Here is a 12260-nt window from a genome sequence, read left to right as displayed (position 1 = left end):
ATTTTCTCGTTTAAAGATTGCCTACTATTTCTTGTAATGCTTTCACATGGCCACTATATGCCATGCGACCCTCTGTTGATAACGACAACCAAGTACGTTGCCGCCCCATGTCTGTGCGTTTAGATAAGCGAACATAATGAGCTTCTTCGAGTGACTTTAAGTGTTTTGAAAGCACAGAGTCACTTACCTCTAATTTTTCACGTAATACTTTGAATTCGATTTCTGCAGTAAGGGTTAATATCGCACAGATTTGTAGGCGATTTTGCCCATGGATCAGCGGATCAAATTTAGCCTTAATCATTTAAATTGGTTCCCATCTTGTAATCACCAGTGGGATAACAATGCATTACATAAGCTAAAACCAAAGTCGTGATAGCGCCACCTGCATAAGAGGCCCACCAGATGCCACTTTCAGAAAATGTTCTGGTTAACGCGACAGCCACTGCAAAAAATATTGCTATTAATAAACCAAATATCAATTCTGACTTACTCTTTGGTGCAAATTTAGGTTTAACGCCTAACAGACGACTACTATAAAAATGAAACGCAATAGCCAATAAAAACACCACGGCAGAGATAATAGCCCCCAACATCCACAAGTTATCGTGGCGAGTCGATGCCCAAGAAAAAACGCCCATTCCGTAGGAACAAGACATAATAAAATTAAGCCACAGCGGTACCCTGAGGAATACGTTTGTGTCTTTCTCAATTTTGGCTAAAGACTCAAGTGCCGCTTTAGCCTCGGTGACAGAAATACTTTTATCATTGTTATGCATCATTAACTCTTTGTTAGTTTCCAATGTGGAAAGTAATATAATCTACACTTTCCAATATGGCAAGTTAAAACTTTCCAAGGTGGAAAGTTGTTGTGTTGGAACCTAGGAAGACAACGTTAGAAGCTAAAATAACTTCGGAATTGCCCTTATGATTTAAAAAGGATGAACATCCAAAAGGGATTATTTGCCGCTTATCTCCCTATTTTACCATTTAAAGATTTTTCCTAAATCTAGCTAATTATTGTCCTATTCTTTAGGTCGCAACTGTTGCAAAACCAACAAAGAATGCTGCGTAGCGTTACGTTTTATAGGATGAGTTTATGAACAGGTTTTTAATGAAAGTTTTACTACTGACTTTACTGTTGTGTGCGATATCAGTTAAAAGTCAGACTATTAATTTAATTGAAGGGATAAAGATTAAAAATGGCAATCGGGCTGAAGCTTTGTTTTATTACAATAATAATTGGCGGGCTATTCGTCTTACCGCTCTAAAACTGGGTTATATAGACTCGTTTGAATTGATTGAAACTAGCGCTGATAAAGCCTCCGAATTTGACATTTTATTGATCACAAAATACTCGGACCTAATTGATCAGAATAAAGCCGAAGGTCGCTTCAATAAAATCGTCGCCAATAGCGGCGCTTTAAAACTGCTTAACGACATCAAGCCAGATGAGTTCAGGCAAAGTGTTTTTGTAAAAATTGGAGAAGGGGTACAGATTCAGGATCCTTTTTCTGGCAAACCCATAAAAGACATGGTTATACAGGGACTGGCACATCCTTGGAGCATGGCGTTTTTATCCGAGAATGAAGTTTTAATAAGTGAAAAAGACGGCGACTTACTAAAAGTTAATTTGCTAACAAAACAGAAAACCGTCATTCAGAATTTTCCAGAGGATCTTGCAATCAATCTTACAATTGATGCGTCTCAATACGAGCCTGGTATTTATCCTTCTTCTTTAACCGGCAGAACAGGAAGTTTTAATATGGGCATTTTTGATGTAGTGCTGGATCCAAATTTCACAGCTAATCAATTGTTTTATGTTGCTTATGCCGCACAAAAAGACGACACATTTACCACAAAAGTCATCAGAGCCACCCTTAAAAACAATGCATTAACAGACATCAAAACAATATTTGTTGCGGATCCCTATACACCGGGAGCCTGGCATTTTGGCGGCGGCATGACATTCGCATCAGACGGAAAATTATATATTACGATTGGCGAACGGCTGTTTAACGAAATGAACCAACCAAGTATGCCTATTGCGCAAGACCTACAAGACAAGCGAGGGAAAATTCACCGAATTAACCCCGATGGCTCCATTCCAACCGACAATCCTAAGTTTGCCGACAAAACAATTGATAGCATTTATGCCCTTGGCATTCGGGCTGCACAAGGTCTAACGGTTGAGCCCCACACTGGCGATATCTGGTTCACTGAACACGGCACCAATCAGGGGGATGAAATTAACCTCTTAAAGGCTGGGGCAAATTACGGCTGGCCAATTAAAACTACTGGTACTTATCGCTATTCCGAGTACAAGCCACCGGCACTTTCAGATCGAACCTTTAGCGACCCTTTGTGGTACTGGCTTCAAACAGTTGCACCAACAGGATTAACCTTTTACACAGGAAGCGAGTTCCCCGAATGGAAAAATGATTTGTTTGTTGCGGGTTTAAGTCGTGGCAGCCTTTGGCGAGTGAGAATTGAAGGCGAAACAATCAAAGCCATCGAAGAACTTTTTGTCGACGACCGCGTTCGCTCCAGAAAAGTAGTGCAAAGCCCAGCAGGAAAATTATACCTGCTTACAGACGAAGACAACGGCAAAATTATTAGAATAAGGAAGAAATAACAATGACAAACAAACTGTTTATATCTATTTTATTGTTGCTAACCTTTGGCCTCAATGCCCAACAAAGCACACCAGTTAACGACATTGAATCCATCACTGTGCCATTAGAAAATTACTTAGGCGGACACCTTAAAGGCGACAAAAGCATGCTCGGCAAAGCCTTGCACAGTGAAGGAAAGCTAAGTTACTTACGTGATGGTAAATACGCCAAATTGGAGTTTCCAGATTACCTAAGTGGCATGAAATTACGCAATCTAGATGATGGAGTACGACGTATTCCCTATATTAAAAGTATCGAGGTAACGGGGAACGTGGCGATTGCAAAATTGGTACTTGATTATTCAAGCATACTTTTTACTGACTACATGACCCTGTTAAACATTAATGGTGAATGGAAAATCACCAACAAAATAGCTTACTCGGTTCGCGACCCACAAAATAACAAAGTCGAGAGGGCCAACATAATAGAAGTGATGGCGCCATTGAAGCGTTATATGCTGGCATACAATAACGGTGATACTGAGCATTTGTCAGCAGTGTTTCACAACAAAGCCAACATAATGTCTATAAGCAAAGGTCAATATAAAACACTCACACTTAAGCGTTATATCGAAAGTTTTAAGCATCTGAAATCCAAGGGTGAAGGGATGATAAGCCATCAAATCCAGAGCATAGACACAACAGGTAATGCCGCAATTGCAAAAGTAATTCTTAACTTCCCAAATTCAATCATCACTCAGTATTTATCATTATTAAAAATTGATGGAGAATGGAAAATAGTCAATAACGCTTTTGATATTATCCCCAGCACGGCGCTTAAAATAATTTAATTAGTTACTTAGGATCTAATTTCTATGGGCCAACATAAATGAATTTTGTGAAGCTAACCAACTCACTTTGGAAATGGCAAGTGATTGGTTGGCTGCTTTATTTCCTGTTGATGTTTTTAACCTTTCTTCCCAGAGATTCTGATGAATCCATTGGTTATATTTTTCTGGTTAAATCGTTTCGAACTCTAGTTGGTTTTTCACTGAGTTGCCTGTTATGGCTGATTTATAGAAATCTTATCAATAGCCAATCTATGGGTAGGACTGTTTTGATTGTTTTTATTTCGACGGCCTTATTTGGCATGGTTTGGACTAGTCTTGAAACACTGTTTTTTTGGTCTACATTGCCTAATTTTGATCTTATGTATTCATTGCAGTTTAAACCTAGAATGGCGTTAACTTATACGGTCACACTTTTAGCCTGGAGTGCTATTTATTTTGGAATAAAGTATTGGAAACAAGTGCAAGTCGAACATCAAAATACATTACATGCCAAAATTTTAGCTGAGACCGCGCAGTTGGAAATGCTGCGCTACCAAGTGAATCCACATTTTTTGTTTAACGCGCTTAATTCAATTCGTGCATCCATTAGCCCAGATAACCCAGCCGCTAAGCAGATGATTACGCAACTCTCTGAGTTTTTACGGCACTCTCTAATGAGTAATGATAAAAATCAAAACACTCTGAGTGATGAGCTTGAGGCAGTAGAAAATTATTTAGCTATCGAGAAAATTCGTTTTGAAGAAGCGTTAGAAGTTGAATTGAATATAGACGATAAAGCAAAGCAAATAATGCTTCCCAGTTTTTTACTTAACCCCTTGGTAGAAAATGCTATTAAGCATGGCTTGCAAACAAGCCCTGAGATTTTAAAAATAAACATTTCTGCAGTTTTAGAAAGCGATAGGCTTGTAATCGAGGTTAAAAACAGCGGCAGACTTAATGCCCAAAAGACTGACAAAAAAGACAAAATTGGTTTGAATAACGTGCAAGAGCGACTCAAAAAACAGTTGCCTAACAAAAGCTCATTTGCTCTGTATGAAGAAAACGGATGTGTTGTTGCCAGAATAGAGATTTTACAATAATGACATTTAAGGCGTTATTAGTAGACGATGAAAGACTGGCTCGCCAAGAGTTACGAGAGCTGTTAGCTGAATTTAGTGATGTTCGGATTATTGGCGAAGCAAAAAACTTAACCGAAGCAGTGGACCTAATCAAAGATAAAAAACCCGATATAGTCTTTTTAGATATTCAGCTGCGACAGGAAAACGGTTTCGATTTGCTCGAAAAAGTTGTGCATAACTTTAATTTAATTTTTGTCACTGCCTTTGATGAATTTGCGATCCGTGCATTTGAAATCAACGCCCTTGACTATCTACTCAAACCGGTTAACCCCAAAAGGCTCAAAGCCTCTATTGATAAGCTGTACCAAGAAAATGCTGAGCCTGTCTTGGCCGTTCAAAAACTCAATATCGATGATCCCATTTTTCTAAATCTGGGAGATCACTCCCACTTTTTACAAATTAGTAAGATTTCTCATATTTGCGCATCTGGTGACTATACCGAGGTATTTACCATTAGTGGCGCTGCAGGAGGGAATGCACTTTTGGTCGAAAAGTCCCTCAAAGAATGGGAAGACCGTCTTCCCGAAAAATCATTTGTACGTATTCATCGTTCGACCATAATAAACATCAGTCAGATTGACTCTATTGAGGTACTCCCTAACCGCACAATGGAAGTCAGCCTAAAAAATAGCCCAAAAATTTTTACTGTGAGTCGCCGTTACGCAAGTAAATTTAAACAACAGTTTGGCTAATGAGCTATTTAGACTAAGAGTAATGATTTTACTCATCCCGGAATTTTATTTAACCGGTATTAATTTTAGTGTACTTACAGTGTTGGCCGCTATATCTGCCTCGCTAAAGTGCTGTTTAATGTATTGACCATTGATATAAGTTTGGGCTTGGTCTTGATAATGTTGATCAAAGGCTACACCACTTTGCCCAACAGGGTTGATACCCAGTGAGTGACTGGGATCGGCAAAGTCGATTAGTCGGCGGGTTGAAGGGCCATATGCCACCTTCCATGGAGTTGGACCCATTTTATGTGACAAGTTGTTGGGCGTTTCGTGACCGCCTGGGGCTGCAAACTGGCCAACGTTGAACATCTTGTCTAGTAAATCTTGCTGACCCAAGGGGTGCCCATGGGTGAGGGTATGAGTTTTGCCCCATTGCCAGTTGGCTGTGTCGGTCCCCAAGGTGCTGCGCAGATGTTTTAGACTTGCTTGCCACGCAATTGCGACTGTTTCAGTGCGATCTTCTATGACTGATGTGTCGCGATTATCCCACCAAGGTGAGTTGGCTTCTGCAGCCAAGCGCGGTAATGCAAAATCAACTACGCGGGTGTTGATCAAAGTATTAAAGAAACTCTCCCCCATCTCGTCTCCCATAGCTTCATAGGCGAGTTGGTAAACTAACTGGTTAAAAATTGTTGGGGCGATGCCTTCAAGCTGGTGATCCCCATTCCAGTTACTGAGTAATAGTACTAGCTCTTGTTCATCGGCGCTGGCAGCTGCCTTTATAATGGGTAACAAAGGTTTGAGTAAGCGCTGTGCATAACCACTACCAGAGTCGAGTTGCAATGCCTGACTGTTTTGTATGTTCCACTTCACACTATTATCGGCTAGACCTTGATTAAGACGTATCCCGCGTGCCGGCAAGTTGTAGTAACCAGGTACCTCAATACCGCTGTCTGGGACGGGCTGATAATTAGCTGAAACTATATAACCACGAGCTGGATTTTCTTCTTGAGGATTAGCAGTAAAAGGTACAAAACCAAGCTTGTCTGCCTCATAACTGCTGCCATCTAAGATAAAATTAGGGTTTACACCATCGGGCCGAAGAGGCAGTTTAGCTGCGGCCCACCAACCAATATCGCCACTGGCATTGGCCCAAACTATGTTGAGCCCTGGAGCATGAATTTTTTCACTGGCGGCTCGCGCTTTTGCCAAAGTATCGGCACGGTTTAGTTGATAAAATGCATCAAGGATTGGGTTCTCGGTTTCAAGAAACGCCCACCACATAGCAATAGGCGTTTTGCCTGCATGTTTGCCTAGTGCATCGTTGATGATTGGTCCATGAGGTGAACGACGCAGAGTTAAAGTGACAGGATCAGCACCTTTGACTGCAATTTGTTCGCTGCGACTTTGCAACTCCACCCACTTACCTTGATACCACACTTGGTTAGCGTTATCAGGGTTGAGTTTTTCGGCGATGAGGTCTATATCGTCGTTCTGGAACATAGTAATGCTCCAACCAAAGTCTAGATTATGTCCCAGAGAGGCCGTTGCACTGAGTGCCTGATGATGGCCGTAAAGCTCAAATCCTGGGTAAGACAAGTGTGCTTCATACCAAACTGAAGGCACCGCAAAACCTATGTGAGGGTCACCTGCTAAAAGTGGTTTACCGCTTGCTGTGCGGTTACCCGATACCGCCCAAGCATTACTGCCTTCAAATAATGCTAAACCACTATCTGTGACTGCTTGTTGGCTGAGCTGGGCGAGGCGATTGAGGTCTTGCCAATCATTGGCTGCTAAGTTTGGCGCCACAACGCCCTCGGGATGCCAAGCTAAATCAAATACATCAAGGTATTCGCTACCAAGCTGATCGCGTATATAGGTTAATACCGGCTCAGTACGAAAAGCCGCTGCAAAACTATAGGCCATATAACCTGCGACACTTACTGAGTCCTTAGGAGTAAAAGGGCGTTTTGTAATGCCCAGAATATCGAATTCTATCGGTGCAGGGTGAGTGTTTTGGTATTGATTGATACCATCTAAATAGGCCATTAAGGCTTTATTTGCTGGGGTGTTAGGATCCATTTTTGCTGCGTAGGCATCGGCATAGGAACGAATGCCCAGACTACGAAATAACCTGTCGCTGTCGATCAGTTTTGGACCCAGTATAGCCGCCAATTCACCTCGCGCTAAACGGCGCACCATTTCCATTTGAAATAATCGATCTTGGGCATGCACGTAACCAAGGGTGCGATACATATCCGATTCATTCTGCGCTTGAATATGTGGCACACCACGCTCATCATAACGGACACTTACGCTTGCTTGTAAGTTGGCAAGGCTAACTTCACCACTGCGTTGTGGTTGTTTGCTGTTAATGTACCAAGCACCTGCGGCACAAATGATGACGACAATAATAATGAGAATTTTCAGAAGTGACTTCATTGGGCGGATCTATCTTCTAGTTACTAAGTAGAATAATCCTAACATCAGACCAGTGACTTACGCACCATTTTTGTGCGCATCTGTTATCCGTCTATTATGTGTGGATATAGTCTCTTTTTTTTAGAGAAATATGCATTCTTTGATTTACTTTCTGAAATGACATTAATGTAAATGGGTTAGAAATAATACCCAATATTGTTGATACTTGTTTTGTCTATTACTAGGTCTTCTAAATACTTTCAGCTATGCTAGCCAATAGTTGTGTTCTTTGAGATGGATTTTACAGCTAATGAATTTGAAATTATTAACATTATTAAGCACTCTTTTGTTTTCTCAATTTGCTTTGGCAATCAAGGTTATTTTAATTATTCCAGATAAAGAGGGTGCAGCGTTTTGGAACATGGTTTATCAAGCCAGTACCGCCTCGGCTAAAAGTTTAGGGGTTGAACTTGAGGTGATTTATGGTGGTGTTAATCGTTTTACTACCCTAGAAATAATTGAAAATATTATCGCCCAACCAAGCAAACCCGATTATCTTATTTTTCGTCCATATCATGGTAATACTGCACATGTTTTTGACACAATTGAAGCCCATAGTATTGAATTTGTGACCTTAGAGCAGGCTTTTACTGACAAAGACGCAACAGAATTATTAAAGCCTAAACAAAAATACAAACATTGGATTGGTGAAGTGGCTTACGACAATGCTAGAGGGGGAGCGTTACTTTTAAATACTTTACTTGAAGAACACAGTAGTCGTAATCCTGATGTGAAGCCTTCAATAACCGGAATTGGTGGTAATTTTGATTATCTATCCAGCACCAGAGAACAAGTTCTAACTGCTTTATTTAGGAGCAGTGATATTAGTTTAAATCAAATTTTTCCCACTTATTGGGATCCCGAAAACATTGCCACTAACTTTGAAACGATACTTAGGCGATATCCTAAAACTAATATTTTTTGGTGCGCAAGTGGTGAACTTGCTTTGAAAACGTTAGAGCAATATCAGCTGTTGTCTAACAAGCCAGTTGTTTTAGGTGGATTTGACTGGCTGCCCGAGGCATTACTCAAAATTCAACAAGGCGAAATGACCGCGTCGGTAGGTGGGCATTTTTTGATGGGGGCGATAGCCGTTACTAAGATTTTTGATTATCACCATGGAATAGATAGGTTTTCAAACCACTCTGAGCTTTATGATTTTGAAGTGATTAATAAAGATAACGTAAAGGATTATTTAGACTTTGTACAACAACAAAAATGGCAAAAAATTAATTTTAATCAATTTTCAGCATTCAAAGAAGGGAAAGAGCCACAGACGTTAAATATGCAAAATATCATCAACTCAATTAAACAATAATTTTTAACATATTGACTGCCAAACGACTTTTTACTTTTAGTATTACAACCACCACCTGAATCATTGGTACTAGGGGCGGTTGTTTTAATTATATTAACGCTGTGCAATAAAACCTAGCTAGGCTGAAGGTAGTTTCCAGTCAGGTCTGGCAAAGTGACAGGTATAACCATTAGGACGGGTTTCTAAATAGTCTTGGTGTTCTGGCTCTGCTTCCCAAAAGTCACCCACTGGCTCTAGTTCGGTCACTACTTTTCCTGGCCATAATCCAGACGCATCCACGTCAGTTATGGTCCTCAATGCTTCTGATTTTTGCTCATCAGACACATAATAAATAGCCGAACGATAAGATGCCCCAGTATCATTTCCTTGCCGATTTTCAGTGCTAGGATCATGAATTTGAAAGAAAAACTCTAAAATTTGTCGATAACTAATAACGTCATTATCAAACATTATTTCGATACCTTCAGCATGGTTACCATGATTACGGTAAGTAGCGTTGGCTACTTCACCACCTGTATAACCCACACGGGTAGAGGTGATGCCGGGACGTTTGCGAATAAGATCTTGCATACCCCAAAAACAGCCACCGGCTAATACTGCTCGTTCAATTGCCATGATTAAATATCCTCAACTTGATCTAGATAGGCTTCATACCCTTGGCTTGTCATCTCATCTCGATGAACAAATCGTAATGAAGCAGAATTAATACAATAACGCAGGCCACCTTGGTCTGTTGGCCCGTCAGGAAAAACATGCCCTAGATGGCTGTCTCCATGAGAAGAACGTACTTCAATTCGTGTCATTCCATGAGAGTTATCAGTAATTTCATTCACATTGAATGAGTCTATCGCCTTAGTAAAACTGGGCCAGCCACATCCTGACTCAAACTTGGCAGACGATGCAAACAAAGGCTCGCCAGAAACCACATCGACGTATATGCCTGGAGAAGTATTGTCTAACAGTTCGCCTGTGCCAGGGCGTTCGGTGCCATTTTCTTGGGTCACTCGGTACTGCTCTGCTGTTAAGGCAGAAATGGCATCTGCTGATTTTTGATATTGACTCATGATTTCCTCTTTTTCGAATAAGGCTGCTACATCTTGCAGTGTAACAGACCTGCTTGTAGAGTATTTTATTGCTAGTAGAGGATAAAGATCACTATTTTAATAATATTTTGACTAAACGATTATGATTTGGCCTTTCAAAATATATTTGAAGTCGCTGATGGACCTAAGTATAGAGTAAATCAAAGTGAGGTAATCGAGAAGCGTGTTGGGTTGTCGGTATCTTTGCAACAACTTGACTCTATGCACTTCAGCTAACCGTTTTTATGCACATTTTAGGTATCGCGTATAATTTCTCGCGCCGCATTGTGTCCCGGTGCACCTGTCACACCACCACCAGGGTGAGTCCCCGCACCACACATATACAAACCTTTTATGGGCGAACGATAATTGCCATGGCCTAACAAGGGTCTAGTGCTAAACATCTGATCCAAACTCATATTGCCGTGCATAATGTCACCTTTTGTCAGCCCGAATATGCGTTCTAAATCATGAGGGCTTAATATTTGCCTACCCAGCACCGATTGTTTAAAGCCCGGTGCGTATTTTTCTACTTGCTCAATGATTAAATCTGCCGCTGTTTCGCGGTGTGTATCCCAATCAATATCCGGATCAAACTGTTGGCAAAACAAACTGGCTACATGTTGTCCTTCTGGGGCCAGAGTATTATCTAAAGTTGATGGGATCAGCATTTCAACTATGGGCGCTTTAGACCAGCCAAACTCACGCGAATCACGGTAACTTCGGTCAAGGTAATCACAGGTGGCGCCAATGATTATTCCGCCTGTTAGGTGATCAGCACTGGCTCGTTCTTGTTTTGCTAAGCAGGTAAATTTTGGTAATTCACTTAATGCTACATTCATTCGGAATGTCCCTGAGCCATTTTTATAATGTTTCATGCGACGTGCAAAATCTTCTGGCAACTCTTTTGTGTCAACCAATTGGTTATACAATAAGCTTGGATTTAAGTTTGAGACTATGACTTTTGCCTCTAACGTCTCGCCATTTTCTAGCAACACACCGTATGCTTTGCCATCCTGTACCAGCACTTTTTTAACTGCGGCACTGGTTTGGATTTCTACCCCTTTGGCCACAGCTGACTTGGCCATAGCTTGGGTAATGGCTCCCATACCACCAATAGCATGTCCCCAAACTCCTTTTTCACCGTTTACTTCACCAAAGGCATGGTGCATCAAAACGTATGCGGAACCTGGGGTTTGAGTGTCGGCGTAATTGCCAACTATGCCATCGAAGGCAAAGGCACCTTTAACATATTCGTTTTCAAAATAGAGATCTAAAAAGTCCGAGACACTTTTAGTGAATATATCTAATACTAAACGTTCGTCTTCAATGGGTAATTTTCGCAAGCGATTAGCAAATTTTGCAGCTTTGAAAATATCTCTGATGCCGCCACCCACATTGGGTGGGGTTTCAAGTAAAAAGTCACGAATGATATCGGCAACCATGGCTGTGTCTCTAAAATAACGCTCTAATGCATCCGCATCACTTTGTGAGAACCTAGCGATTTCAGCCTTTAAATTATCAGAGCCAACAACAAATGCTAAAAAATCACTATTATCATGGGGCCACAAATTGTTGACCTTTCTATGCACAATATTTAAACCGTTTTTATGCAGTTCTAAATCATCTATCACCTTAGGATTAAGCAAACTAACAGTATAAGACGCCACTGAATTTCGGAAACCAGGATGGAACTCTTCTGTCACCGCAGCACCGCCTACTACTTCGCGGCGTTCTAATACACGTACTTTTTTACCTGTCATGGCAAGATAGTTGGCACACACTAACCCGTTGTGGCCACCTCCAATAATGATTACATCTAACATCTGTTTTCCTAGAAATTCCCGCTGGGATATTGAGAGTATTTAACACTGCTTCATCACTGTCAATATCCTAGGTAAAGCAGGTTAATCAATACCAATATTCTTTTTTTAGTACTTTATCTGCATTAAAAGTTTTGCTAGAAAGGTACCGACCTAACCATAAAATATCTGCACCTTTTCCCATTTTAGGGGTTGTTGTGCATTGTTTTGAACATATTAAGCTCCTTTAAAATTTGCTGAATGGCCACTTCTTTGTACGGATTGGTATAAAACAACACTGCCCTTACTTGGTGCTGGTTTGC

At 40.9% G+C, this 12260-nt stretch carries 11 protein-coding genes; 5 read left to right on the top strand and 6 right to left on the bottom strand.

All coding sequences use genetic code 11. The features are described 5' to 3' along the window. Window positions 1-10: 10 nt before the first annotated feature. Together GARC_RS03265 and GARC_RS03260 are read right to left on the bottom strand one after the other, a co-directional pair. The gene (locus GARC_RS03265; RefSeq protein WP_007616677.1) at window positions 11-301 is read right to left on the bottom strand and encodes a transcriptional regulator; all 291 of its coding nucleotides are present in this window, start codon (window positions 299-301) and stop codon (window positions 11-13) included. Further along, window positions 294-779 carry a hypothetical protein gene (locus tag GARC_RS03260; RefSeq protein ID WP_153810853.1) on the bottom strand — a complete coding sequence of 162 codons (486 nt, stop codon included), beginning with the start codon at window positions 777-779 and terminating at the stop codon, window positions 294-296. Before GARC_RS03260 ends, GARC_RS03265 begins: the two co-directional genes overlap by 8 nt. Window positions 780-1096: 317 nt before the next feature. Between GARC_RS03260 and GARC_RS03255 the strand changes: the two genes are divergently transcribed. Genes GARC_RS03255 through GARC_RS03235 form a run of 4 tightly spaced genes read left to right on the top strand, consistent with a single transcriptional unit; the run spans window position 1097 to window position 5272 of the window. Further along, window positions 1097-2632 (top strand): PQQ-dependent sugar dehydrogenase, encoded by a 1536-nt coding sequence (locus tag GARC_RS03255; protein WP_007616674.1) that lies wholly within the window; start codon window positions 1097-1099, stop codon window positions 2630-2632. A gap of 2 nt (window positions 2633-2634) precedes the next feature. Beyond that, entirely contained in the window at window positions 2635-3462 is an 828-nt protein-coding gene (locus GARC_RS25825) for a nuclear transport factor 2 family protein (RefSeq protein ID WP_007616672.1), read from the top strand. A 38-nt stretch (window positions 3463-3500) separates the two neighbouring features. After that, window positions 3501-4541: a sensor histidine kinase gene (locus GARC_RS03240; RefSeq protein ID WP_039988567.1), complete on the top strand. Its 1041-nt coding sequence runs from the start codon at window positions 3501-3503 to the stop codon at window positions 4539-4541. After that, window positions 4541-5272 (top strand): LytR/AlgR family response regulator transcription factor, encoded by a 732-nt coding sequence (locus tag GARC_RS03235; protein ID WP_007616669.1) that lies wholly within the window; start codon window positions 4541-4543, stop codon window positions 5270-5272. The genes GARC_RS03240 and GARC_RS03235 overlap by 1 nt, the downstream gene beginning before the upstream one ends. Before the next feature lie 45 nt (window positions 5273-5317). Here the strand turns inward: GARC_RS03235 and GARC_RS03230 are convergent, their stop codons facing one another. Continuing rightward, on the bottom strand, window positions 5318-7696 hold the full coding sequence (locus tag GARC_RS03230; RefSeq protein WP_007616667.1) for a penicillin acylase family protein: 2379 nt from the start codon (window positions 7694-7696) through the stop codon (window positions 5318-5320). Window positions 7697-7985: 289 nt separating this feature from the next. Here GARC_RS03230 and GARC_RS03225 point away from each other — a divergent pair, with 289 nt between their 5' ends. After that, a complete protein-coding gene (locus tag GARC_RS03225) occupies window positions 7986-9053 on the top strand; it encodes an ABC transporter substrate-binding protein (protein WP_007616665.1) in 1068 nt (355 codons plus the stop codon). Window positions 9054-9170: 117 nt separating this feature from the next. Here GARC_RS03225 and msrA read toward each other — a convergent pair whose 3' ends face one another. The 3 genes from msrA to GARC_RS03210 all read right to left on the bottom strand — a co-directional run bounded on the left by msrA (window position 9171) and on the right by GARC_RS03210 (window position 11961). After that, a complete protein-coding gene (msrA, locus tag GARC_RS03220; protein ID WP_007616663.1) occupies window positions 9171-9668 on the bottom strand; it encodes a peptide-methionine (S)-S-oxide reductase MsrA in 498 nt (165 codons plus the stop codon). Window positions 9669-9670: 2 nt separating this feature from the next. Further along, the gene (gene msrB, locus GARC_RS03215) at window positions 9671-10117 is read right to left on the bottom strand and encodes a peptide-methionine (R)-S-oxide reductase MsrB (protein ID WP_007616662.1); all 447 of its coding nucleotides are present in this window, start codon (window positions 10115-10117) and stop codon (window positions 9671-9673) included. Window positions 10118-10389: 272 nt separating this feature from the next. After that, on the bottom strand, window positions 10390-11961 hold the full coding sequence (locus tag GARC_RS03210; protein ID WP_007616660.1) for a phytoene desaturase family protein: 1572 nt from the start codon (window positions 11959-11961) through the stop codon (window positions 10390-10392). Window positions 11962-12260: the final 299 nt, after the last annotated feature.

The sequence above is a fragment of the Paraglaciecola arctica BSs20135 genome (assembly GCF_000314995.1).
Taxonomy (GTDB): domain Bacteria; phylum Pseudomonadota; class Gammaproteobacteria; order Enterobacterales; family Alteromonadaceae; genus Paraglaciecola; species Paraglaciecola arctica.
Note: the sequence above shows the minus strand (reverse complement) of the source record. Positions and strands in the feature narration are given on the sequence as shown.